This is a genomic window from Streptomyces sp. NPDC021212 (genome assembly GCF_044332925.1).
In the GTDB taxonomy this organism is placed as follows: Bacteria; Actinomycetota; Actinomycetes; order Streptomycetales; family Streptomycetaceae; genus Streptomyces.
Window position 1 is genome coordinate 14,966 of the sequence record NZ_JBIRPZ010000013.1, and the last position, 24,822, is coordinate 39,787.

Here is a 24,822-nt window from a genome sequence, read left to right on the forward strand (position 1 = left end):
GGACAGGTCATCGAACCGGGGAGGTCATTCGAGTGGGACGGCGCATACGGATACGGCGCGCACGACGACGACCCTTCGGGCCTCGGGAAGCGCCATGATCGTCGGGGACAGTCCGCCGACGTCACCCCAGGGACTCGAGAAGGTCCACGCCACCCGGTGGGTCCGCAGATCGATCGCGGCGATCCACTGGCTGCCGTTGCTCGGGGAGGCGTAGAAGTACCGATCGCCCATGGCCGGAGTGGCCGAGAAGTCGTACTCCAGAGCGTCCCCCTTCTGCTCCCAGAGGAGGCGACCGCTCCCGGCGTCCACGGCGACGAGCCCGTTCAGCCGCTCCATCGCGTAGACCACCCCGTCCTTGACGACCGGAGGACCGTAGTGCTGGGCACCTGGTTCGTAGCTCGCGCCGAACTTCCTGCCCTTGCCGAAGCTCCACGCGAGCTCGCCGTCGGAAAGCCTCAGCGCGAGGAGCTGCCATGTGCCGATGAACAGATGGTCCGCCGAGAAGGAGTGACGTGCCCCCGGGGAGAGTCCGCCCGATTCCTTTTCGGGAATCTTCGTCGTCCATCGTGTGGTGCCGTCGCGAGCGTCGATCAAGGAGACGTGCTCGCCTTCCGACCGGATGAACGAGGAGCCCACGGGGGTGATGGTGATGTCCCCGCTGCCCGGCTCGCGTATTGGACGGCGCCACAGCTCCTTGCCGGTCCGGGAATGGATGGCGATGCGCTGCCAACCGTCACGTGTCTCGCCTTCCAGGACCAGCGCACGGCCGACCGCCGCCCGGAGTTTCCAGTTCGTCGAGAAACGGCGAACCTCGGCGATCGGGGTCCCGAAGGCCCCCGTGGTGAGGTTGACGGGGACGATCCGGAACTTTTCGTAATCAGCGTTGTCCAGAGCGAACAGCCCCTGGCCGTCGGACACGACGGCGCTGATGACCTGCTCGTTCACACCGCGTCGTTTGCCCGTCCTCGCGTCCAGGCAGTACAGCCCATCTGCGGAGACCATGGCGACGACGTCTCCCACCGTGCACAAATCCGCTTCCTGACCGGAATCGCCCACGGACGCCTTCCACGACATACGCGACGCTCCTCCCGGGGAGCGCCGCGTCGCACCCGCCCGGTCGTCGTCGCCCCGCACGGATTCGCGGTCGTTACGAAGCCAGTACGCGGCACCGGCCGCGCCACCAGCGGCGATCACGGCTCCGGCAACGAGCAGCTTCCGTCGCCCCACCTGCGGTCGCCTCGGTTCGGCCGCCGAGGTCGTGCGGTCGGCGTCCGGCGCTGACAGTCGGGAAGGCCGCTCCTCCCACACCGCCGCCGCACGCCGTCCGATCTCCGCGAGCACGGCGTCCGGAAGATGGTCCGCGAAAGCGCCGCCCCCGTCATGGAGCAGAGTCCTGAACTCCGTCGTGTTCGGACGCTGCTCAGGGTCCTTGGCCAGGCCTCGCGCCAGCACGGGACGCAGCCCCTCTGGCACACCGGACAGGTCGGGCTCCGCGTACCGCACCCGGTAGAGCAGATCGGCGGGCTGTCCAGTGCCGAAGGGAGGGCTGCCGCTCACCGTGAAGGCGAGCACGGCGGACAGCGCGAACACATCGCCCGCCGCCGTGTGTTCGCCGCCGATCGCCTGCTCCGGTGACATGTAGGCGGGCGTTCCGGCCGTCGCTCCCGTGCGGGTCAGCCGGTCGTCTCCGGCTGCCCGGGCAATGCCGAAGTCGATGACCTTCGGTCCGAGGGCGGTCAGCAGGATGTTGGAGGGCTTGAGGTCGCGGTGCACGACGCCGGAACGGTGAAGCTGGGCGAGCGCATCGCACAGCGCGGCCCCCAGGACGCGCGTGGCGGTCTCGGGCAGCACACCGCAGAGCACCACCGCCTCGTCGAGCGGCGGGCCGAGGACGTATTCGGTCGCCAGCCACGGCGTCGGGGCGAGCGAGTCGGCATCGATGACTTCAGCACCGTACTGCCCGCCGATGATCCGGGCGGCGTCGGCTTCCAGACGGAAGCGGGTACGGAACTCGTTCTGCGCGGCGAAGTGCTGGTGCACGGTTTTCAGCGCGACCGTACAGCCCTTGGCCGAACGCCCGAGATAGACCGTGCCCATTCCTCCGCTGCCGAGCCGGGCGACGAGGGTGTACGGGCCGATGGCCTGCGGATCATCGTGTGCGAGGGGGGAAACCATCGGTATCAGTCCACCGGAAGCGCGTAGAGGACACGGTCGCTCAGGACGAACGCCATGCCGGGTGCCGTGCCCACGACGCGGCCGGGAAGGCCGGTCGCCTGCCCTCTGTCAGCAGGGGCGAACCTCCACCTCAGCGCACCGTTCGACGCGTCCAACGCCTCGATCTCGGCTTCGGTCGACTGAAACACGGTGGTGCCCGCATGGCTCACCGCGGTCTCACCCGAGGTCCGGGAGGAGTTGAGAGGCACCGGACTTCGACGCCGCCACCGTGGTTTTCCGCTGCGTACGTCGACGGCGTGGGTGATGGCGTCCCAATCGGTGACGTAGACCGAATGCCCGTGCATCACTGGTGTTGCACCATGCGGCGCTCCTCCGGTCCTGGCCCGCCAGCGCTCTTTGCCGCCGACGATGTCGTGGGCCCTCATGCCGTTCTCGTCGCGGGTGATCAGTAGATTCCCGGGGGTCACCAGGCGCGACTCGGGCGAATCGTCTTCCCCACGGTACGTCCGGGTCCACAGCTTCCGGCCGGTGCGGCGGTCCAGTGCCAGATAGGACACGGGCCCGTCCTGCAAAATCTCACGAGACCTGGGAATGAGGATCATGCTCTTGAGCAGGAACGCGACGGTGTCACTATCGTCGCCTCGGAACGCTTCGGGCAGCGGAGTACGCCATCTCTCCTTGCGCTTCTTGAGGTCATAGGCGACCACCGCGTATTCGTCGCCTCCCACCCCTTCCTCGGAGTTCCCCTTGATCAGGAGCCACAGCGTGTTCTGGTCGGCCGCGAGATACGCGACGACCGAGGGGGCGTCCACACCGTTGTACCGCCTCTCCGCCCACTTGATCCGGCCTGTGCTCAGCGAGACCGCAGAGAAGGAGGATGTGTCCGGAGACATGAACGTTCCGTTGCCGAGCAGCAGGATGGTGGACAGGGGATCGGGATAGAGGTCGTTGCGCGACCAGAGCGCCCTGCCGGTCCGCAGCGTCAGAGCGGTCACGGATTGGGCCGTGTTGACGAGCGCGAGCCTTCCTTGCCAGAGAAGCGGGTCTTCTTGCAGTTCGCTTCCGAAGTCATGCCGCCACAACGGGGCGGGCGCGATCCCTCGGAGATTCGTGGCGCGAGGCCCCGGCTCCTTCCCCGCCGCGCGCCACCCGGCGACCCCACCCGCCCCGAGGCCGAGTCCGGCCACACCGGAGAGGGCACCGATCGTCACGGCGCGCCGGGAGGGCCCCGGCCGCGCCGCCGTGCGCGGCTCGGCCACGGTCTCGGCGCCGCCCTCCGGGGGCTCCGCGGGATACGCCGCTGCCAGCTCTCCGAGGGCCGCCACAACGGGGGGCGGTAGTCCGCCCGAGTCGTCCGTGGTCCCTGAAACCCGCAACTCCCGGGCCACGGTGACCGGCTGCGGCCGCGCCTCGGGATCGGCCGACAGGCAGGCGGCGATGAGGTCGCCCATCGAGCCCGGCAATGCCGCGCGTGACGCGTACGAGAGGTCCGCGCGTCCCGTCGCGGCGTAACTGAGCACGGCGCCCAGCGCGTAGACGTCTCCGGCCGGGCGGGGCCGGCCGCCCGCTCGCTGCTCCGGCGGCAAGCTGAAGAAGTCGACCCCGGGAGCACGTTCGGAACCGTCCAAGGCCGCCGCTCGCACCAGTCCGTAACCGGTCAGCCGGGGACCGTCCGCCATGAGGAGGGTGGTCGCGGGCGAGATGCCCGCGTGCACCAGCCCGCTCGCATGCCAGCCGGCGAGGGCCTGTGCGAGCACCGTGCCCAGCGCACGCACGGTGGGCTCGGGCAACGGCCCCTTGGACGCGACGAGCGCCTCTTCCAGCGACAGAGCCGGGAAACAGTCATAGGCGACCCACGGGAGGTCCTCATGAGCCGGGGCGATATCGATGACCGGGGCCGCCCAGAAGCCGGTGAGCCGACGGGAGTTCTCGGCCTCCGCGCGAAACCGCACCCGGTAGCCGGGGTCTTCGGCGAGCTCTTCGGCGGGCAGCATCAACACGGCCATGCGGCCCGTGCGATCGTCCCGGGCGATACGGCGACGCGCACCGTCGAAGCGACCGGGGGTATCAGCCGCTGCGACGATGCGGAACGGGCCGAGCCGCGCCGTTTCGGCCGCCTGCACACTCATTCACTCCTCCAGGACGTCCGCGGCTCACCGCAGCGGCAGGGCATAGACGCTCTTCCCACTGATGACGACGGCCAGTTTGTCCGTGAGGGCGACTCTGCGACGCGCCACGACCCCCTTGGCTCCCGCGGCGCCGCTGTCCGTGAAGCGCCATCGCAGTGTGCCGTCCACGGCGTCGATGGCATCGACTTCCACGTCATTGCTCATCAGCACCGTGTGCCCGGAAGGACTCACCGTCGTATCGGGCGTGCGTGCTCCGGACAGCGCCTTCGTGACGAGGCCGTAGACGCGCTGCCAGCGCACCGCGCCGGTCCTCGCCGAGAGCGCGTGGACCGCGTAGGCGCCATCGGTGGCGTACACCGTGTTCCCGTGGACAACCGGGGGGCCGAAGTCGGCGAGATGCTTGTAGGAGACCTCGCCCTTCGCCGGTACGGTCCATGCGGGCCCACCGCCACGTGCCACGTCGTAGCCGCACAGGTCGGAGCCGATCGCGGCGATAAGGATGCCGCCGCCGGTGGTCACCGCCCGACTGCCCGTCACGCCCTTGTAGGAGCGCGTCCAGCGTCGCGCCCCATGGGTGCGGTCGAACGCCATGAACTCCTTGCCCCGCACCACGAGGACGTCCTCCATCAGGTACCCCCGGTCGAAGCCGCCGGGCAGCGGGCTGGCCCACAGTTCCTCGCGCCGGGTGAGGTCGTAGGCGATCAGCACCTGGTTGTCGGAGCCCTTCCCATGGCGTTCGGCGGCGATCCAGACGGTGCCGCCTTCCGCCGCGAGCAGCGCGGCGTACGGGTTCCGGCCGCCGGAACGGAATTCCTCCGGCTCCCACTCGATGTCCCCGGTACGGGCATCGAGAGCGGCGATCTTGGTGCCCGGGACGAGCACCAGGTTCTTCCCGACGGCCCTCAGCCGCCCCCGTGCGCGGACGTCGTCCCTGGTCCACAGCCGCTTCCCGGTACGCAGGTCGAGCCCGGTGACGGCATCGCCGGTCGCGATGACAGCGATCTTGTCCGCGCAGATGAGCGGGGGGTACGCAAGCGGTGTGCCCTCGGCGTCGAACCGCCACAACGGGGTCGGAGGAGCACCCGCAAGCCGACGGCTGGAGCGGTGCGCCACCGCCAGGCGCTCGGCCGGGGTGAGCGGTGCGGGGGCGTCCCCGGCCGTCGCCACCCCCGCCACGGTCGCTCCTGCGGCGATGCCCGCCGTGCCACCGGCAGCCCCGATGAGCAGGGATCGCCTGGAGGGGCGGGCGATGGCCCGCGCCCCGATGCCGTTGACGGTGCCCGAGCGGCCGGGCAACCGTGTCGGCGGATGCGGGATTCCGACCGGTCCGCGCCTGCCGACGGTGGTCTGCTCGGGCATGGCCGTGTGGCCGGTCGTGGCCGTGTGGCCGGTCGTGGCCGGTGCCGCCCCTTCCTGTGGGGAGGCCGTCTCCGCCGCTGCGTTCTCCGTCGCTATTGTTTCGCTCTCCGCCGCCAGCACCGCCGAGGACTGCTCCGCCAGCGCGACGACCAGCCGCGCCGGCAGCCAGCCCGGCCCCAGCGCGCTCACGGCCCGGCTCACACCGCCGTCCAGCTCAGTCGCCCCCGGGCCGCCGCTCCGCGCGGGCGGACCGGCCGCCGCGCCGTCCACGACCGTGGGCATCGCCCCCGCAGGGGCCTGCGTTGCGGTCGCGGCGGGCAGCTGGGCTCGTACGCCGCGCATCAGCTCGTCCAGCAGTGCCCGCGCCGTCGGCCGGTCCACCGGGTCGGGGGCGAGGCACGAGCGCAGCGTGTCCCGCAACTCCCCCGGCAGCGCCTCCGCTTCGGGCCCCAGCGTCCCCGTTGCCGCGTACGCCAGGACCGCGCCGAGCGCGAAGACGTCCCCCAGGGGGCGCGGCCGCCCGCCCGCGATCTGCTCCGGGGGCAGCGCGTCGGCCGGCAGTCCCGGGACGTCGGACCGGTCCCCGCCTTCCGGAACCGCAGCCCGGACCGCGCCGAATCCGGACAGCCGGGGACCGTCGTCCGTGATGAACACCGTGCCCGGCGCGATCCCCGCGTGCGTGGCGCCCGTCTCGTGGATCCCGGCCAGCGTCTCGGCCAGGGCCGCGCCCAGCGCGCGCACGGTGCGGACCGGGAGCGGGCCTCCGCATGCCTCCAGCGCGGCGGGCAGCGGCAGCATCGGGCGGTACGGGGAAGCACTCCACGGGGACCCGCCGTCCGCCTTCGAGACCTCCGCCGCCGGGGCGAGCCAGGGGAACCGCCGGGCGTTGCCCAGCAGGCGTGCGCTCTCCGCCTCGGCCAGGAAGCGGGCCCGATGGGCGGCGTCGTCCCCGCGTTCCGCGAGTGGTGTGGTGACCACGACGGTGCGGGCCCCGTCCGCGCCGCGCGCGATGAACTGGCGGGCGGGCGCGGTGATCTCGCCCGCTGCCGGAGCCAGCCTCGCGATCACGTGGTACGGCCCGAGCCGCCGCGGATCGTCCTGGCTCAGCGGTTCCACGAGCGTCCCCCTCGGTGGCCGCGGGGGCCATGCCGCCCGTCAGCCACTGGTCAGCCCGCGCACCGTGCTGTAGACGTCCAGCGCGGCCAGGCACAGGGGTACCAGGGAGAGCAGGAAGGTGCTCTCGGCGAGGTCGGAGAGGCGGCCCCAGAAGGGGGACACCCCGGCCCTGGGGACGATCAGCGCGATGGCCAGGAGCAGACCGGCACCCGCCGTGACGGCCGCGGCCAGCCAGATGGTGCGGAGGTCGAGCGGCCCCCGGTCGTTCTCGGTCAGCAGCTTCAGCACCGCGTCGGCCGGCGGGTTCAGGGACAGCCCCAGCACGAGCAGGGCGAGCGAAGCCAAGCCCGCGCCCAGGACGGCGGCGACCTGGGCGGTGTAGCGGAAGAGCCGGGCGCGCAGCAGCATCGCGAGGCCGGAGGCGAGCGCCAGCAGTTGACCCCACATGTTGTCGGAGAAGCCCAGGACGGCGGCGGCCCCGACGACGACGGCCGAGCAGCCGCCGACCAGTCCGAGCAGCATCTCGTGGCCACGACGGGCCTGGGCGGCAACGCGCTCGGCGTCGAGGGGTTCCGCGGCGTGGGCGGCGTTCGGGTCCAGGCTGTCGTCGGTGGCCGCGTGGGGCGCCGCGTATCCGATGGGCAGCCGGGCGACGCGTGCCGACAGGCCCGGCAGGAAGGCGATGGCGCCGATCGCGACGACGGCGCAGACGGCGGCCGTCCCGGTGGGCGCGGCTTCGGTGAGGATCGCGCAGAACGTGGCGATGGTGCCGACGCTGGAGGCGAAGACGGCCGCGACGAACGGCGCGTCACCGCCCGGCATGGCGACGACGAGGGCGACGGAACCGACGAGCACGGCGACGCAGCCGAGCATGAACTGCAGGCGGCCGACGCCCTCATCCTGTTCGAGGGCGAGGAGGCCGGAACCCGCGATCATGAGGTGGGGCAGGGCCCCCAGCCCGAGCGCGATGGCGGACGCGCGGTCCTCGTACACCCGGGCCCGCACCCCGGCGAGCGCGGTCAGCAGAACGCCGACGGCTGCGGCGATGATGCCCGGCAGGCCGTGCATGTCGTGCTTGACGGGGTCGGCGAACCAGAGCACGAAGCCCATGAGGATGAGCAGCAGGGAGCCGCCGAAGAGACCGGACGCTCGCAGGAATTGGTCGTTCCACAAGGTCCGGTCGCGGGTGACGGCGGAGGCGATCGCGTCCGAGACGTCGTCGTAGACGGCGGGCGGCAATGACTGGGCGAAGGGGCGCAGGGAGAGCAGCTCGCCATCGAGCACCTGCTGGGCCGTCAAGGAGCGGGAGCCGTCCAGGACCGTACCGTCGCGTCGCACGAGGTGGTATCCGGTGGGTGCGCCCGCGGGCTGGGTCTGGCCGGTCAGCCGCAAGATCTCCGGATACACGTCGGCGACGGCGACGTCCTCGGGAAGTGCGACGTCGATCCGGCTGTCGGGAGCCACCACAGTGACTCTGCAGAAGCCGGTCGTAGCGGACGTACTCACTTTCAGGTCCCCCTCGTTCGGTCTTCCGCCTCGCTCATGACATGCGCGCGCGGCGGCCACCCTACCCGGGCCGTGCAGCCCATACGTCGATAGGATCGCCCCTCGCGGAGGGAGGCCGTCGCCACGGGGGTGTCGGACGAGAACTGTCCCGCCGCGCGGAGGGATGAGGGATCCGGTGAGCCAGGTCGTCGTCAAGCGCCAGCCGCGGGCGCTGCCGCCCGAGGTCCCGACCGAGGAGTTCCGCCTCGAACCACCCCCCGAGCTGCCGCGAGGGCAGCAAGAGGGCATCCTGATGCAGCTGTTGCCGACGCTCGGCATGGGCTCGTCGATGGTCTACTTCTTCATGCCGGGTGCCCAGCCCATGATGAAGATCATGGGCGTGATGATGATGTTCTCCACGCTCGGCATGACCATCGCGATGATCGTGCGGCACCGTCGGGGATCCCAGGGGCAGATGGCGGACCTGCGTCGCGACTACCTCAAGTACCTCGCGCAGACCCGCAGAACCGTACGGAAGACGGCCCGGCGGCAGCGTGACGCGCAGTACTACCTGCACCCCGCCCCGGAGCAGCTGTGGGCCGTCGTCGCCGAGGGCAGCCGGGTGTGGGAACGGCGCTCGACCGACAACGACTTCGGCCAAGCACGCATCGGGCTCGGGCCGCAGCAGCTCGCCACTCCCCTGGTCGCCCCCGACACCGCCACCGTCGACGACCTGGAGCCGCTGACGGCGGGCGCGATGCAGAAGTTCCTCGCGACCCAGGGGTCGCTGGACGGCATGCCCATGGCCGTCTCGCTACGCGCCTTCTACCACATGACAGTGTCCGGAGTGCCGGAGTACGTACACGGGGCGACGCGAGCGCTCATCGCCCAACTGGCCACGCTGCACTCGCCGGAGGACATGGTCATCGCCGTGGTCGCCGCCCGCGGGTCGGCGGAGCAGTGGGAGTGGACCAAGTGGCTCCCGCATGTGCAGGTGGCGGGCGCGGTCGACGGGGCCGGCTCGCGGCGGCTGTTCAGCGACTCGCTGGCCGAACTGGAAGAGCTGCTCCAAAGCCGGCTGGACGGGCGCAGCCGGTTCAACCGGGACGCACAGCCGGCCCTCGACCAGCCGCATGTCGTGGTCGTGCTGGACGGCGGGATCGTGCCGCCGGACTCGGCGTTCGCGGCGCCCGAGGGCCTGCAGGGCGTGACCGTCATCGAGGTGGTGGCGGGTGAGCTCGACGAGCCGCGCGGCGGTCTGTCGGTCGTCGTACGCCCGGGCAAGCTGCAACTGCTTTCGCAGGTCGCTGCGTACGACGGCACCCCGGACCTGCTGCGTTTGGAGGCCGCGGAAGCGCTGGCCCGTCAGCTCGCGCCGCTGCGCATGGGCGGGGGCGACGAGGACGAGCCGCTGCTGGCCAACCTCGACTTCACCGATCTGCTGGGGCTGGGGGACGCGGGCTCCGTGGATGTGTCGCGTACCTGGCGGCCACGCTCCCTGGCCGAGCGGCTGCGGGTGCCGATCGGCATCACGGAGGACGGCTCACCGGTCATGCTGGACCTCAAGGAGGCCGCCCAGGAGGGTATGGGCCCGCATGGCCTGTGCGTCGGCGCGACGGGTTCCGGAAAGTCCGAGCTGCTGCGGACTCTCGTGCTGGGTCTCGCGGTGACCCACTCGTCGGAGACCCTGAACTTCGTTCTGGCGGACTTCAAGGGTGGCGCCACCTTCGCCGGTATGTCCGAACTCCCCCATGTGGCCGCGGTCATCACCAACCTGGCGGACGACCTGACACTGGTCGACCGCATGCGCGACTCGATCAGCGGTGAGCTCCAGCGGCGTCAGGAACTGCTGCGGTCGGCGGGCAACTACGCGAACGTGCACGACTACGAGAAGGCTCGTGCCGCCGGAGCCCCACTGGAGCCGCTGTCCTCACTCGTCCTGGTGATCGACGAGTTCAGCGAGCTGTTGACGGCGAAGCCGGACTTCATCGAGATGTTCATCCAGATCGGCCGTATCGGCCGCTCGCTGGGCGTGCACCTGCTCCTGGCCTCACAGCGGCTGGAGGAGGGGCGGCTGCGCGGTCTGGAGACGTACCTCTCCTACCGCATCGGTCTGCGTACCTTCTCCGCCTCGGAGTCGCGTACGGCCCTGGGGGTACCGGACGCCTATCACCTGCCGTCCGTGCCCGGCTCCGGCTACCTGAAGTTCGGGACGGACGAGATGACCCGCTTCAAGGCGGCATACGTCTCGGACACCTACCGCAGCCGCACCACCACCGAGCTGAACGGCGCGTCGCTGCCGGTCGAACGGCGGCCGGTGCTCTTCACCGCCGCCGCTGTCCCCGTGACGTACACGACGCCCGACCCGTCGGCGCTGCTCTCCCCGGCGCAGCAGGAGGACGACGCGCTGGCCGAAACGGTCCTGGACGTGATCGTGGGCCGCCTGGAAGGCCAGGGGCAGCCGGCCCACCAGGTGTGGCTGCCGCCCCTGGACAAGGCCCCGTCCCTGGACGAACTGCTGCCGCCCCTCGCCACCACCCCGGACCGTGGTCTGCAGTCGCTGGACTACGCCCGGCCCGGCGGGCTGGTCGTCCCCATCGGCCTCATCGACAAGCCGGTCGAACAGCGCCGCGACATCCTCTACCGCGACTTCTCGGGAGCCGCCGGCCACATGCTGGTGGTGGGTGGCCCGCAGTCCGGCAAGTCGACCCTGATGCGCACCCTTGTCTCGGCCTTCGCCCTCACCCACACCCCGGCCGAGGTGCAGTTCTACGGACTCGACTTCGGTGGCGGCGGCCTGAGCACCATCGCCGACCTGCCGCACGTGGGCGGAATCGCCTCGCGACTGGATCCGGAGAAGGTCCGGCGCACCGTCGCCGAGGTCGCCGGTGTCCTGGCACGGCGCGAGGAGTACTTCCGCGCCCAGAACATCGACTCCATGAGCACCTACCGGCGGCAGCGGGCGGCCGGGCAGCACGCCGATCAGAGGTGGGGCGACGTCTTCCTGATCGTCGACGGCTGGGCCAACTTCAAGGCCGAGTACGACATCCTCGAAGGCATCATCACCGACATCGCCGGCCGCGGCCTGGGCTACGGCATTCACATCGTCATCACCGCCTCCCGCAACATGGAGGTCCGGGCGTCGCTCAAGGATCAGCTCCTCAACCGACTGGAAATGCGCCTCGGCGACACGATGGACTCGGAGTTCGACCGCAAGGTCGCCGCGAACGTCCCGGCCGGCGTGCCGGGCCGCGGCCAGATGCCGGAGAAACTGCACTTCATGGGCGCCCAGCCGCGCATCGACACCGGTCAGGACCCCGACGGCATGACGGACGCGACCACCGAGATGGTCCGCGCCGTGGGCGCCGCGTGGTCCGGCCCGCCGGCTCCCGGCGTCCGCCTGCTGCCGCGCAAGTTCCGCGCCGACGAACTCCCGAAGGGCTTCGAATACCCGCAGCACGGCATCGCGATCGGTATCGACGAGAACAACCTCGAGCCGGTCTTCGTCGACTTCGAAACCGACCCCTTCTTCCTCATCTTCGGTGAGAGTGAATCGGGAAAGACATCCCTCATCCGCCTCATCGCCAAGCAGATCACCGAACGCTACGGTCCGGACGAGGCCAAGATCGTGGTCGGCGACTACCGCCGCTCCCTCCTCGGCGTCATCCCCGACAGCCATCTTCTGGAATACGCGCCGATCGCTTCCGCGCTGGAACTCCACACCGGTGCGCTCAACAGCCTCATGGAACGGCGCGCCCCGAAGCCCGACATCACCCCCCAGCAGCTCCGCGACCGCAGCTGGTGGAGCGGCCCCCAGTTCTTCGTCATCATCGACGACTACGAACTCGTCTCCAGCGGCAGTGGCAACCCCCTGTCCGTCCTCACGGAGAACCTCCCCTTCGCGCGCGACGTCGGCATGCGCTTCATCATCGCCCGCAGCTCGGCCGGCGCCTCCCGCTCGATGTTCGAGTCCTTCATGCAGCGGGTGAAGGAACTCGGCGCACAGGGAATGGTGCTGTCCGGAGACCCCGGCGAGGGCGATGTCCTCGGCGGCGTCCGTCCGCGCCCCATGCCCCCCGGCCGCGGCTACTTCGTCTCCCGCAAGAGGGGCATTCCGCTCACGCAGGTGGGCTGGCTGCCCGAGCAGTAACGGTCTCGAAATAGCGATATCGAAACGGGTTCACCCGAGCCGCACATCCTTGCGAACGTCGAGTGCGCTGCAATGATGTGCGGCTTTGACCTATCTACGGGGGAATTTGACATTCGATAAAGAGTGGGGCGAAATTCGCGCCGACGCCGCCTCTCGGCAACAAGACTCCCACCCCCAACCTTGCCTCCTCTCCGGAGAAGAAGAAGGCCGCGATAAAGGCCCTGGAGGGGCCGCACGGCATCGAGCATGACACGAAGCAAGCGGGCGAATGGGCGGACGAGTCCACTGAAAAAGCCGGAAAAGAGTTCACGGACTGGGCAACGGGAGAGGGCATCACCGCCGCTCTCAAAGAGTGGCACGCCTCGGTCAAGGCTCTGCGCGGCCGACTGGCAGCGGAGAAGAACGCGCTGACGGGAACGCACAACAACGTCACGGGCACCGATCTCACCACCAGGTCCCCATTCACCCCGTACACCGCCGACACGAACGGAACGTACCCAGCGGGCACCCCGTATCCGTCGCGCGTGGCGCAGTACTGGGAAGGCAAGTAAATGCTTACCTATCACCAGGCCATGACCACGAAATTGCCCTTCCGGTCAAGTCGACAGTCTCATCTGGGAATGGGGCAAGAAGAACGGCCATGAGGAATCCCCTGATGACAATCTCATGAGGAACATCGTCAGCGACGCACATGGCAAACATTTCGACAGCCGGAAGCAAGCCTACATATGGCTAGACCGTGAGCCGTAGAGCAGGTCTCTCGCAACAGCACACCTCGGGGACCATGCCTTGAAAACTTCTCATCGCCGCCGACTCATCATCGGGTCAGCAGGCGCCGTATGTCTGCTGGGCGTCGCCGGCGCAACCTTCTACTTCACGGGAGGGTACGAGAATTGGCGTGACGACAAATCCCTGAGCGAGGCTTGCGGAGGCGTCGTCCCGAAGAGCGAGATGCGCTCCGCGCTGGGTGACGATCATCCCCGCGCCGCATCCGATACCACTCGGTACTTCCCGGACGGCGAGGACGGGCGCATCACGAACTGCTATGTGGAAGGCCCGGACAAGGGCAAGACCATCACGGTGGACCTGCACTGGGCTTCGAAAGCGGATCGGGTTGCCTCGGCCATCAAGCACGACTCCCTCACCACAGCGGGCGGCGCCGCCGCCCCCATGGGGCGAGGATGGCCGGGCGCCGTGGTGTCGGATGAAGGCCTGTACGGTGGCATGGACCTCGGATGCCGCAACAAGAAGGGCGAGAGTCTCCTCGTCAGCACCTCGCCTTCGATGATCTCCTCGACCCCGAGAACCCGGGCGAAGGCCGTGCGGCCTTCGCCCGGGTGACGAGCGGCATAGCGAAGAACGCGGCTGAGAAGTTCCATTGCGACGCCCCCTCGGGCGACGCGATCAAGAAAATCGCCCCCAACCCACTGCGGAACCCGACCCCGATCGCCCAGGCCGAGGGAACCTGCTCCGCGGTGACCAAGCTGGACCCCAAGCGCCGCAAGCTGGAGTCGGTCGCGGAAGCCCCAGCGGACCCGACTTCCCCGGCGGAAAACTGCTACCTGAACAACGCCAAGGGCGAGCCGGTGTACAGGCTGACCGCCCTCTACGGGAGCTTCGCCAAGAGCGTGCGCTACAAATCGTCGAGCTTCGAGCTCCACGATTCCCTCGGCGCCGGTGAGGACTCGGGCGCCGACGCGAATTCCCACCGCGCTTACGGGAATGTCCGCTGCCCGGCGGGCCTGGATACGGGTCTCTGCACCCTGTCGGGACTCTCCTGGAGCACGCAGAGCGAACCTTCCCTCAAGAAGCCCGACCCCGCGTTCGAGCGGGCCGCGCTGAAGGCGTTCGCCCAGCAGTCCGCCAAGCTCCACGGATGTAGCGGACTCCAGACTCCGTAGGGGAGCACAGGCGGCCAGGCCAACTGAGAAAAATGGGGGTGGGCAGCCGTGCGACGGCTGCCCACCCCCCTGACAGGCTAAAAGGTGATGTCCTCGAACATCTGGGCCGACTTCTTGTCAGTAAGGTGGTAGTCCACCTTACTTTCATGGATGATCTTCGCGACGTGCGTCAGGGTGTGATTGATGTGGTCAGCCCTGGCCCTGAACTGCTTCTCAGCCGCCAGCATCATCGTGTGGGCTTCGCCCTCCCAGCCGTCGGTAACCTTCTTCACCGCAGCCACGATGTCATCGATCTGCTTGCGCACTACCTGTGCGCCCTTTTCGATGTCGCTGGCGGTCGAGTCCAGTGAGCTGTAATTGACCTTGAGGTCCATGCCATCTCCGGTGTTGTGTCGGATGTGTTGATCGACCTGGCCCTAGAGGACCGCGACGACCGCGTTCAATCTTTACTAGCCGTACAGATCGATCTTGCTGACACCAGACGAGCTACCAGGGTCCAGCTGTCCTCCGGCGGCGCTACCGTTGACGTCGACCTTCTGAAGCTTTCCTGCAATCTCGCTGTCGTTGGCACCACTGGAGCGGTGGGTGAGAACCACTGCCTCATGAATGCCCTTGATCAACTTCTGCAGGGCCTCGTGGTCGAGATTCAGGTCCGTCTGCGCTTTCTGAAACGCGCTGGCACCGGAGCCCTTCCAGGCTGCCTCTACCGTGGCAACGGCATTCGCCAGAGTCTTCAGGTTGGTCGCAAGCTCGGAGCCAATCTGCTCGATTGACGCCTCGAAGCTCTGGAATGCTGCATCGCTAACGTGCTGAGAGCCCGACATGTTCCACCTTCCCCCATGATGTGTTGGTGAGTCGAGATGGGGTTTCTCTTCTCAGCTCACCCTGTCAGAGCTTCCTACCGAGTCCGGCGGGAAGCAGCAACCCCTCGCTCTCCATCCATACGTCTTTCACCGGTGGCAAGCGAGGCGATGTCAGTGCTGGTTGCCACGGCGCCTCACCATGACAACGGCTATCGCAGCAATCACGACGGCAGCTCCTGCCCCCAAGGCGATCCAAAGACCGGTATTGCCGCTCTCGCTCGCCTTGGCGCCAGCAGTGCGCTTCTTGCCCGCCCGCTGATCGGAAGCCGGCTTGTTCGAGTCGGAGGACTGCGGTTGGGCGCCACCGGACTTCGAAGCGGAAGGGGACGGGTCCGGCGTGGTCGCTCCCTCGCGCTCGAGTAGAGGATTCACGTCCGCCGGGCCCGGCTTCCCCTTACCGTCGAGCAAGACCTGAGCGGGTCGGATGATGCCGTACCCGATGTACCGGCTCGGGATCTTTCCCTTGGGCTTGTTTGCGGTTTGCATCATGACCCGGAGGACCTGGTTGTTGGTCCAGCTGGGATGCTTCGACCAGATCAACGCTGCGGAAGCGGAGACGAGGGCGCTCGCTGTACTGGTCCCGTGGGTGGAGCAGAAGGTAGTCCTGGGCTTACAGCGTCCCGGGATTTTGTCACCCGGAGCAGCCAAAGCAACCTGGGGTCCGTGCGTTGACTCCTTAGTCACAGCACCAGACGAGTCAACTGCTCCCACGCCAACGACGCCTGGAATATTTGCCGGATACGCCGACAAATTACCCTTAAGTCCATCATTTCCAGTTGCCGCAATGATCAACTTGCCTTTGGAGAGGGCGAATTTCACCGCTCGACGCGTATCTGGGGCCTCTGATGCAGAATTAGAAGCACCCATCGAGATGTTGATGATCTTAGCCTCACTATTAGCGGCATACCTGATGGACTTCCCCATCAACTCATCTGCCGCAAATGGCCCCTTCCGTGGATTTTTCACAGGGATGATCTCCGCCTTCGGAGCTAGGCCCTGAATGCCACCACCGCTACCCGTACCTGCGATGAGAGAAGCCATTTCCGTGCCATGCCCTTCGGCATCTTCATTCGCCTTTGTAGGGTTGCTCGCCACGTCTTTACCTGGCAAGACTCGCCCACGAAGCTCTGGAATCGAACTGTCGACACCACTATCTACCACAGCAACTGATACACCAGCCCCCGCTGTCTCCTTCCACATTTGATCTACCCTCATGGCATCGAGATACCACTGACGCGACCGCACGTCTTCAGCCGATGCCGCCGGGACTGTGCCAGCCCAACAAGTCAGCGCCGCCGTAAGCAGTACCAGCGAGCGCTGTGCGTTACTCCGCGCGGCGCGAATCGAGATCGGCATGGCGTGTGGCTCTCCTCAACTTCCTGCGGGACTCATGTCGTTAGTCGACGACTGGAGGAACAGTGTCACGCCGTCCCAAAGCCCAGGTCTCTTCATCTTCGACCAGGTAGTCGGGCGCCTCGCCCGTCTCCTGATTGGCCCTGGCTGTGCTGGTGCGCGAAGAGGGCCCTGGCACTCCTGCCTGGCCTCCCCTGACAAGGCCCGCGCCACCGGGAGTGAACTCACTTCGCTCCCGATTGGGGTGACGAGGCGCCGCAACGGAGCCTCCGGATTCCAGTACCGAGCGACGTTCCGGCCCATGCCGATCAGCCGCCCGATTGCCGTGCCTGCCTCCCTCGGAGACAAACGGAGCCCGCGGCGGATTCACTCGTCCACCGGATTCCGAGGAAAGTCGACGTTCCGGCATGGAGTTACCAGTAATCGACTGCCCACCACGGGTGTTGGGGGGGCCACCCCCCACCACCGGCCCCCGCCGCATCGGCGTTCTCTCTTCACCGATCACCGTCGCGCGAGGCAACCTTGGGGGCCCACTGTTCAACGGACGCTGCTTCCCGCCGACAATTCCCTCAGCGTTCCCCGTTCGAGGCAGAACAGGGCCCCTGGGAGTTGACGTACTGGTCAGGGGTTTTTCGCCCGAAGATCCAATGCTCCTCGCAGGTGGACCGATACTCGGCGAAGGCGGTCTCACGGTCGGGACGGATGGCCCTGGCCTCACTGGGGCAGGCGGCAACGTCGCTTCCCGCCGTCCCTCGGGAGAAAGTGTCGTCGGCGGAGCGTCACCAACACGCCGCTCGGCAGCGTCTGGAGGTGGTGCCATCTTTGCTGAATCGATTGCGGTCTGTGTTTCCTGGTCAAGTTTGTTACCGGCGTACTCCCGGGGATCTCCTGGAGAGACGCTTTCACGAACCGGGCGATCGACATTCGGCTCAGCAGGTGACTGCGCCCTAGTATCGGCTGACGCGGATGACGTCGGGCCGCTTGGCTGACCACCTGCGGTAAATCTACCGGAATCGACTTTCAAAGGCTTGAAGCGGGGCTCCTCCCGCGCCTTGAGTTCATCGTTCGCAAACCGGTAGTAAGAGGTCACCCTCTCCAACTGGTGAATGGCCGCCTGGCGGTTGGTCGTCGCGTCCTTCTGGAGCGCATCGTCCAGGTCCGGATCGCCATGAGCTTCGGCCACGTCCACCGGTTTAGGGATGGCCTTCTGCGCTTCCCTCAACGCCTGACCCGCCGCGGCCATCTGATCGCCCACGACCGCGGCGTATTCAGCGAGCTTAAGAACCTCCCCGGCGAACTCACGCGTCCAGTCACGGAACCCCTCCGCGCCCTCGCCCTCCCACTCCACGCGCTCCGCGTACCCACGCAAGCCAAGCCCGATGGCGTCAATCCTGGGACTTGCGTCGCCTACTGCGTCCCCCGCGCTGGTCAGCTTATCCGGGTCAGCGTCAGCGACCAACGCGTGCAGCTCCGCAAGAGACATGCCCTCGAAATCCGAGCTTGCCATTGCCCCACTCTCCGCTACTAGCCGAAGGTCTCGTCCGACGTACCGCTCTTGCCCGTACCGGCAGCGTCGGCATCGTCGTCGGCCGACCGCCCGCGCTGAGGATCCGTCTTGTCGTAGTAGTCCTGCGCCCGCTTGTGGATCTCTCGCATCCGGGCTGCCTGCTCAGCGTCGACACTGTCGTAGCCACGGTCGGAAATCTGAACGGCGATGCCAAGCGCTTCGAGCTGGTCACCCAGAATCTGTGAGAGTTCTTCGAGACGGGTGTGGACCTTCTGGTAGCTCCCCGCCAGCTCCTCAGCCGCTGGGAACTTCCCGTAGGCAGCCGCCGAGATCCGGTGCCGACCGATCTCGCTCTTCGCCGCCGGCGACTCCTCAAGGTCCTTCAGCATCTTGTCGAGCTGCTTCTTGAAGTAGGCCAGCGTCTCGGCCTTCTTCGATATGCCCGAGCCCGCGTTGAGCCCAGGCCGTGCCCCCGCCTCACCCACGACTCCCCCCGTTCACGGCTCTTCGCCCTCCCCTTACGACGTACGCCAGCTGAGCTACCACTCTAGCTTTGGAGTACATGTCCCCCAACTACATAACGGTCTCGGAAACTTGGCGATTCTGTGACAGAGCCGTCTCGTAGACACTTGAAGACCACCCGGGACTCCGGATGTCCCTCGTCAGCCCCAGTTCAGGACGCACACCCATTCACGCACTTAATGCAGGAGACGATAATAAAGGGCGCAAATCACCCATCCTGTTGCAGATTCGATTACCGAACCGCTTCCCGGGTCGGCTCTCCCGGGAACTCGACAGCCTGCAGGCTGGGTCGGCATCCTCCGGATGGACAGCTGGCCTCAAGTCAGTGTGACTGAGGCAAGTCAAGAGTCGCCCACGGTCCCCCCTTCGGGGACCTGGAAGCAGTCCGAGGTCAGGAATACGTAGATCAGCGACTTAGGAGCGTTGGGCTCAGTCTTCTTGCTCTCGTCATACAGATGAATGTTGACCGAAAACTGCCTTGGAACAGAGACCGCAACCAACTCTGGGCTCTTACTCCGACTCCCATCCGGACCGTATTTTGCAATTTTCCATCCTTTTTTAGGCAAACCCTCTTTGAGTCGAGTCATGGCACGTTGCATCTCCGGCACCGGCACACCCGAAAGGGACCACATGTGATTAACCCTGTAGAACTTTTCCGGGTCTTTGCCGCCACACTGCGCGATTCCCGGACCTGGTTCACTTACCTCGCCGCGAAGATCAATTATTTCCAAAATCTCACTGGAGGCTTCCTTCGCATCATTCTTCGCGCGAGAAACTTCTCGCCCTTTTGGCGTATAACCCAGATCGTCTTTTTTGTTATCGCGCATCCCTGAACACCCAAACAGTGTGATCGCTATGGTAAACGCGGACATCAGCACAAGACATTTCGGCACGCCTTTCCGAATCGGAAGCACAGAATTCATCGAAAACTACCTCACTATGTCAACCTCATCGGGAACCACCTTGTCGTGCCGACCTACGACGACATTTGCCTGGTTCAACAAACTGAGCGAGCTTTTCTGCCTATCTTGGTCATAGTCAAAATAGCCACTATGCCCGTCGGTGTCGGTCCTCATCTGGTTGGCACCGAATATTTCGTCACTCGGATAGACGCCTAGGGACAAGCCCTGCCTACCGCCATGGATGAGGCGGCCCGCTTCCGGTACCACATCTTTGTCGGAGTACTCGTTCCACACATGCCCCTTGGGCACATCCATTTGCTCGGCCCTATCCACTTGCACTCCCGGGCTACCCGCGAACACGACATCATCCGCGTTGAGATCACCCTGGCGGGCTGCCGAGCCGATGAGCGTGGAGCCATAGGAGTGTCCGATGGCGGTCACATGACTATCTGACCCAGATTTGTTCGTAGTGTTCAAACCATCGATGAAGTCTCCGAATTCGGGGCCTCCAGTATCAGCATAACCACTCTTCATGGCTCCCGGCGCGATGCTCTGCGGCGCATCGTAGCCCAACCAGGTGATGGTCGAGACGTTTTGGCCAGGCGCAAGAGGATCAGAAGCCTGCCAAAGGTTGGTCATTCGCTTGATGTCCCCATCGATGCTGCCCAAGTTCGCAAAGGTGCCAGGGACATATACAGCAGTGTGATCAGCAGTGTCGGGGTTACCGTTAGCGACGATCGCCCGTCCGCCGCCTTCGGGGTCGAATCCGAGAAGATATGCCGGAGGCACCCCCTCCTCACCTGTTCGATCGAAGCGACTCTGAATCCCTTGCATGCCTTGCAGAGCGGCCCTTAACCTATCTCGCTCAGCTCCGTACTCCCTCCGCCACACAGTCCATTCAGGATTTTGGAACTTCGTGCCTTCTGCGCGATTATTGGTGACCCACCTAGGCTCAGGCTCGGCTGGTATGCCCTCGAATTTGATCCCGTATTCGGCTCGCTTCTCTTCGAAAACCACACGATTGGCCTGGTCGCGAACTTCCGAAGGTATGCCGTTCAACTTGCCGAGAGAGGCAGGGTACATAGCGGCATACTCGGCCTTTTCTTCCTCGGATAGTCCCTTCCACCATTTGGCGTTGTCTTTGGAACTGCCGTCCTTGGGCGGATGCTTAATGGTGTCCAGTTGATCTTTCGCGCCGCTGCGGACACCAGATGTGTCCTTCTTGGCATCGGCCCAGTCCCCCTCAGAAACCGTCAGATCGTCGTCGGCCTTGAGCTTTCGTAGCTTCGGGGCCCACTTCTCGTCGGCTTGTGTGGCCTCGTAGACGGCTTGGGCGATGCGGTTGGCGTAGGCCACCGCGTGGCCGTAGTTGGGATTGGAGTGGCTGTTGGACGCCTGGCGCTCCAGGGCCTTGGCCGTGTCGTTGGCGTCGCCGGTCGGGTCGATCGGCTTGTTCGACGGCTTTCCCTTCGCGCTGCCGGTGACCGTGCCGCCCTCCGGCACTTTGCCGTCGACCTTGTCGCCGCCGGCTGGGTAGCTGACCGAGCCATCGGAGCCGACCGTGCACTTGTTGGCCTCCGCGTCATCCACGGCGGCAGTGAGCTTGTCCTTGGCTGCCCGGAGCTCGAAGGCCAGCGAATTCAGCGCTGTGCTGATGAGAGCGCATTCGACCTGGGTGTAATGAAAGTTCGTTGCTAACTTCCGGAGCTGTTGCACGGCTGCTTCTACGGCCTGACCCTTGAGGGTCTTTCGCATGCCTGCGGCTATCTGGTTCTCGAGATCGCTTTTGGCCTGGCCGGCCATGTCACCGACCGTGCGGTAGCCGCTCGCGGCGTCCTCGAACGTGGAGGGCTTGAGAGACTTAAGCGTCGCGTAATCCATGAGGCCGCGTCACCGACCCCGGCTCTCGCCACCGACGGGCTTGGTGTCGTCGTAGACGACATCCATCCCGTCAAAGGCACACTTGATGGCCTCATCGTTCTTGTACTGGTGTTCCCCTGCCTGCTGCATGCGGTCTTGGACCGCACCACACTTCCCGCTCACACCGTTCAGATAGCGCTTCCAGGAGCTGTACAGCTCACGCTGGGCCGCTGCGCTCTGGATGCTCCCGGAGTCGCTGCCGGCGCCTAAGGATGCCTGGTCTTCCTCCAGCGTCGTCAGAGCCGTCTTGATGTCTCCCCGGAGTTTGCCCACATCACTGCCCGCTGTCGTCCATGCCTTCTTGCTGGACTTCACCCCGCCCGCGCCCCCTTGCCCCCAGTCGGGCTTGTTGTCGGCGCTCGCGAGGCTCATCCCGGTGTCACCGGACGACTCGCGCTTCATCTGGGCCCACTCCGCCTCGAATGACGACATCCTCTCCCCATCCCCCTGTTGCACAGTTCACGATGACCACAAAGCGCTCAGTGTACGGCCGAGGTCAGACAAGCCCATGAGTACTTTTACTCAGATGGGGCGGATGAACGGCGGCGGCGATTCCGTTCGTTGACGACCGCCGCACTGCCCGCGAGGAAGGCGATGAGGACGGCGGCGCCGCCCAGGGTGTAGGTCGCGAGGCGTTCCTTCCGCTCCTGGGGGGTCTCGCCCAGGGCCATGGGCGTCGCGTCGGGGGCCTTGGCGTTGTGGTCGGCGCCTTTGTCGAGGTTGACGCGGTCGATGGGGGCGTCGTCCTCGGTGAGGGCGCGGACGGGGTCGACGACGCCCCAACCAGTGAACCTGTCGTGATGGTTGACCACCCGTTCGGCTGTCTGCTCAATCTGGGCGACCACCTGGTGCTGCTTCCAGTCGGGGTGCTTGGCCCGGATGAGAGCCGCGACTCCGGCGACGTAGGGCGCGGAGAAGCTGGTGCCGTTGTCGACGCACTGGCCGCCCTTGGGGACCGTGGAGACCATTTCGACACCGGGCGCGGCCACATCGACGAAGTTGCCGGACTGGGAGAAGGGGGCGCGCTCGTTGTTGCGGTCCGAGGCGCCGACGGCGAGGACGCCGTCGTAGGCGGCCGGGTAGGTCTTCTTGACCTTGCCGTCGAGTCCGTCGTTCCCGGCCGAGGCGACCACGACGACATTCGCGTTCAGCGCGCCCTGGACCGCCTGCTGGAGTTTGTTGTTGCCCTCGAGCGGTTTGACGGTGTCCTGCGAGATGTTGATGACGCCGGCCCCCGCCTGGACCGCCCGGTCGATGGCGATGGCCATCGTGTCGGTCGTGCCGGAGCCCTTTTCGTCGTTCTGCCGAATCGGAATGATCTTGGCTTCGGGTGCGATGCCGACGAATCCGGTGCCGGAGTGAGGACGTGCCGCGATGATGCCGGCCACCTTGGTGCCATGGCCGACCGAATCGTCCGTGCCGTCGCCCTTCTTCCCCTTGGACAAGCTCTTCTTGCCGCCCTTGCGGACCTCGCCACCGTCCTTGGTGTCGACCGCGTCCTTGAGCTGTCGATTGGTGTTGTCCACCCCGGTGTCGATCACCGCGACCTTGACGGGACGGCCCTCGGCGTCCTTCCCCTTGGTGTCCTGCCACAGCTGATCGAGGAGAACACGTTGCAGCGACCAGGGCGTGCCCTTGATCTGCTTGGCGGGGTAGGTGCATTCACCGCTGCCCGAGAGGGACATGTTCTGGACGCGCGGCGCCGACACCGCCGGGGGCGGGCCGGCTGCCGCGGTCAGTGCTGTGAGGATCGTGGCCGCCGACAGGGCGCATACCGACTTCGTGTTCATCGAGTGCCCCATGTCTCACGACCCCTGCGGCTGCCTGGCGCTGTTGTAATCGAGCCGTGGCCCCGTCGGAAGGAACCCGGACCAGTTGGCAGGCACCGGAACTGGTTTCACGCTCTCATAACCCAGGCTCCGCTGAGCCCTGTTCACATTCTCCTGGGACTGGGCGGTCGCGGCCTTCTCGGACTTGTCCTCCCCGCCGATCTTCGACTTCCCCGAATCACTGTCGTTGTTGGACGGAACCGCGTACCGAAGGCCGGTGTCCGTCACCAGGAAGACCGGTCCGTCCTTGACCTGGCGACCGGTGACCTGGCGGTAGAGGAGCCCCGACCCCGGAGTGACGTAGGCGCTGGTGGCACCGTCCGGGATGGTGGCGGGGAAGTTCGTGCCGGCCCAGGTGGTCAGTTTCGGATCACCCTTGGGGGTCACTCCGTTGAAGATGTTGCAGCTGGTGTCGCGGGTACTCCCGCCCGCAGCGCGGTCGACGGAGTTGGACTGCTCCGGGATTTCGCCGGGCCAGTGGTACGTGCCGTAGAACTCGTCGGGGTCCGGGTTGAACGAGCCCGGTTTCACGCGCACCGCCGAACTCGCGTCATTGATGGAGCTCTTGCTGCGCATGAGGAGCTTGGCGACGAACTCCGAGACACGCTGCACCTTGCCCCGCAGCACCACGTACTTCTGCGTTCCGGTTCCGCTCGGCGCCTCGATGACCATGCCGACCCGGTTGGCCTTCTCGCCCAGGCTCGGGATTCCGGCGTCGCCGCCGATCGAGCCCGGGACCTGCGGGAAGTCGATAGGGGAGCCGTCCCGGAGGGTGCCCAGCCAGTCGCTGGTCACCTGCTGGGGCTGTGCGCCGTCATGGAAGATCGAGCGAAGCAGGAGACTCATGTCCGCGGTGGGCTTCTGCTTCCAGTCCGGGCCGCCGATCAGATACTTGGTGCCGCTCGGGGACACCACATAACGGGCGCCGTCCTGGCCCTGTACGTAGAGGGCCTGGCCACCCCGCAGCGCCTGGGGGCCACGCAGCTTCTTCAGCTTGGGGTCACGTTCCGAGAAAACGAAGACCGCCTTTTGCGTGGTCTTCCCATTGCCGCCCGGCTGTTCGCAGACCGCCCACGCCTTTTGCCGCTTCGCCTCATCGTTCGCAGGCAAGCGGTCCGGTGCGTACGGGATACCGATGGTAGGGCCGCGCGGGATGTGCCCGTTGTCCAGCTCGGACTCCTTCACCTTGAGGATGGTGGACGACTTTTCCGGCTCGAGGAGGAGCTTGGCGGAGGCGAAATTGAGTACCGGGTGGAGCTGGACCTTCCCGTCGGTCTTCAGGACGACGTACCGGGTGGTCGAATCACTGCCCACGATGACATGGGAGGCGACGTCGTCCCAGCCCTTCGGGGCGACGGGCTTGAACATCCCCCAGGCCCCGAACCCCGCGAGAATCAGGGCGCCGACGATGACGCCGGGGAGGGCCGCCCGCACTGGACGCGGCGCGCCCTCCTCGGTACCGCTGGGCGTGGGTTGCAGAAATGCGGCGACTGTCCGCTTCTTCGCAAAGGTATAGGCGTTGAGTTCATCCCGCCGTGATGCCATGTTTAGCCGCTTCTCCCCGGTTTTCGGCCTCGGTAGTCAGGTGGCCTGCCCTCGGTCCTGGTGTCG

16 protein-coding genes are annotated in these 24,822 nt (G+C 66.6%); 3 read left to right on the forward strand and 13 right to left on the reverse strand.

Translation table 11 applies throughout. The features are described 5' to 3' along the window. Positions 1-24 precede the first annotated feature (24 nt). From ACH4SI_RS30890 to eccD, 4 genes are read right to left on the reverse strand one after another with little or no spacing between them, the layout of a single operon-like run. Positions 25-2,175 (reverse strand): PQQ-binding-like beta-propeller repeat protein, encoded by a 2,151-nt coding sequence (locus tag ACH4SI_RS30890; RefSeq protein ID WP_398301457.1) that lies wholly within the window; start codon positions 2,173-2,175, stop codon positions 25-27. Between the two features lie 5 nt (positions 2,176-2,180). Then, entirely contained in the window at positions 2,181-4,304 is a 2,124-nt protein-coding gene (locus tag ACH4SI_RS30895) for a PQQ-binding-like beta-propeller repeat protein (RefSeq protein ID WP_398301459.1), read from the reverse strand. A 24-nt stretch (positions 4,305-4,328) separates the two neighbouring features. Beyond that, positions 4,329-6,779, reverse strand: coding sequence for a PQQ-binding-like beta-propeller repeat protein (locus ACH4SI_RS30900; protein WP_398301461.1), 2,451 nt, complete (start codon positions 6,777-6,779; stop codon positions 4,329-4,331). A gap of 39 nt (positions 6,780-6,818) precedes the next feature. Then, on the reverse strand, positions 6,819-8,285 hold the full coding sequence (gene eccD, locus ACH4SI_RS30905; RefSeq protein ID WP_398301463.1) for a type VII secretion integral membrane protein EccD: 1,467 nt from the start codon (positions 8,283-8,285) through the stop codon (positions 6,819-6,821). Between the two features lie 175 nt (positions 8,286-8,460). Here eccD and eccCa point away from each other — a divergent pair, with 175 nt between their 5' ends. The 3 genes from eccCa (at position 8,461) to ACH4SI_RS30920 (ending at position 14,315) form a co-directional block, all read left to right on the forward strand. Then, complete coding sequence (gene eccCa / locus ACH4SI_RS30910; protein WP_398301465.1) at positions 8,461-12,414, forward strand: type VII secretion protein EccCa; 3,954 nt, start codon at positions 8,461-8,463, stop codon at positions 12,412-12,414. Between the two features lie 789 nt (positions 12,415-13,203). After that, positions 13,204-13,755, forward strand: coding sequence for a hypothetical protein (locus tag ACH4SI_RS30915; protein ID WP_398301467.1), 552 nt, complete (start codon positions 13,204-13,206; stop codon positions 13,753-13,755). Further along, positions 13,752-14,315, forward strand: coding sequence for a hypothetical protein (locus tag ACH4SI_RS30920; RefSeq protein WP_398301469.1), 564 nt, complete (start codon positions 13,752-13,754; stop codon positions 14,313-14,315). The genes ACH4SI_RS30915 and ACH4SI_RS30920 overlap by 4 nt, the downstream gene beginning before the upstream one ends. Before the next feature lie 77 nt (positions 14,316-14,392). Here the strand turns inward: ACH4SI_RS30920 and ACH4SI_RS30925 are convergent, their stop codons facing one another. The 9 genes from ACH4SI_RS30925 to eccB form a co-directional block, all read right to left on the reverse strand. Then, positions 14,393-14,689 (reverse strand): WXG100 family type VII secretion target, encoded by a 297-nt coding sequence (locus ACH4SI_RS30925; RefSeq protein ID WP_398301471.1) that lies wholly within the window; start codon positions 14,687-14,689, stop codon positions 14,393-14,395. Between the two features lie 75 nt (positions 14,690-14,764). Continuing rightward, positions 14,765-15,139, reverse strand: coding sequence for a WXG100 family type VII secretion target (locus tag ACH4SI_RS30930; RefSeq protein ID WP_398301472.1), 375 nt, complete (start codon positions 15,137-15,139; stop codon positions 14,765-14,767). 150 nt (positions 15,140-15,289) lie between these two features. Continuing rightward, positions 15,290-16,534 carry a S8 family serine peptidase gene (locus tag ACH4SI_RS30935; protein ID WP_398301473.1) on the reverse strand — a complete coding sequence of 415 codons (1,245 nt, stop codon included), beginning with the start codon at positions 16,532-16,534 and terminating at the stop codon, positions 15,290-15,292. 1,521 nt (positions 16,535-18,055) lie between these two features. Beyond that, on the reverse strand, positions 18,056-18,523 hold the full coding sequence (locus ACH4SI_RS30940; RefSeq protein WP_398301474.1) for a hypothetical protein: 468 nt from the start codon (positions 18,521-18,523) through the stop codon (positions 18,056-18,058). Positions 18,524-18,901: 378 nt separating this feature from the next. Beyond that, positions 18,902-19,483: a hypothetical protein gene (locus ACH4SI_RS30945; protein ID WP_398301475.1), complete on the reverse strand. Its 582-nt coding sequence runs from the start codon at positions 19,481-19,483 to the stop codon at positions 18,902-18,904. Positions 19,484-19,489: 6 nt separating this feature from the next. Next, positions 19,490-21,343: an alpha/beta hydrolase gene (locus tag ACH4SI_RS30950; RefSeq protein ID WP_398301477.1), complete on the reverse strand. Its 1,854-nt coding sequence runs from the start codon at positions 21,341-21,343 to the stop codon at positions 19,490-19,492. Between the two features lie 9 nt (positions 21,344-21,352). Further along, a complete protein-coding gene (locus tag ACH4SI_RS30955; protein ID WP_398301479.1) occupies positions 21,353-21,814 on the reverse strand; it encodes a hypothetical protein in 462 nt (153 codons plus the stop codon). Between the two features lie 86 nt (positions 21,815-21,900). Continuing rightward, complete coding sequence (mycP, locus tag ACH4SI_RS30960; protein ID WP_398301481.1) at positions 21,901-23,172, reverse strand: type VII secretion-associated serine protease mycosin; 1,272 nt, start codon at positions 23,170-23,172, stop codon at positions 21,901-21,903. 15 nt (positions 23,173-23,187) lie between these two features. Then, positions 23,188-24,756, reverse strand: a complete 1,569-nt coding sequence (eccB, locus tag ACH4SI_RS30965) for a type VII secretion protein EccB (RefSeq protein WP_398301483.1) — start codon at positions 24,754-24,756, stop codon at positions 23,188-23,190. Positions 24,757-24,822 lie beyond the last annotated feature (66 nt).

Excerpts from the sequence above, each read along its gene's own strand:
- ACH4SI_RS30950 (WP_398301477.1), bottom strand. The coding sequence starts at position 21,343 with ATGGATTACGCGACGCTTAAGTCTCTCAAGCCCTCCACGTTCGAGGAC.
- mycP (WP_398301481.1), bottom strand. The coding sequence starts at position 23,172 with ATGAACACGAAGTCGGTATGCGCCCTGTCGGCGGCCACGATCCTCACA.
- eccB (WP_398301483.1), bottom strand. The coding sequence starts at position 24,756 with ATGGCATCACGGCGGGATGAACTCAACGCCTATACCTTTGCGAAGAAG.
- ACH4SI_RS30895 (WP_398301459.1), bottom strand. The coding sequence starts at position 4,304 with ATGAGTGTGCAGGCGGCCGAAACGGCGCGGCTCGGCCCGTTCCGCATC.
- ACH4SI_RS30955 (WP_398301479.1), bottom strand. The coding sequence starts at position 21,814 with ATGTCGTCATTCGAGGCGGAGTGGGCCCAGATGAAGCGCGAGTCGTCC.
- ACH4SI_RS30930 (WP_398301472.1), bottom strand. The coding sequence starts at position 15,139 with ATGTCGGGCTCTCAGCACGTTAGCGATGCAGCATTCCAGAGCTTCGAG.
- ACH4SI_RS30945 (WP_398301475.1), bottom strand. The coding sequence starts at position 19,483 with ATGAATTCTGTGCTTCCGATTCGGAAAGGCGTGCCGAAATGTCTTGTG.
- ACH4SI_RS30935 (WP_398301473.1), bottom strand. The coding sequence starts at position 16,534 with ATGCCGATCTCGATTCGCGCCGCGCGGAGTAACGCACAGCGCTCGCTG.
- ACH4SI_RS30890 (WP_398301457.1), bottom strand. The coding sequence starts at position 2,175 with ATGGTTTCCCCCCTCGCACACGATGATCCGCAGGCCATCGGCCCGTAC.
- ACH4SI_RS30925 (WP_398301471.1), bottom strand. The coding sequence starts at position 14,689 with ATGGACCTCAAGGTCAATTACAGCTCACTGGACTCGACCGCCAGCGAC.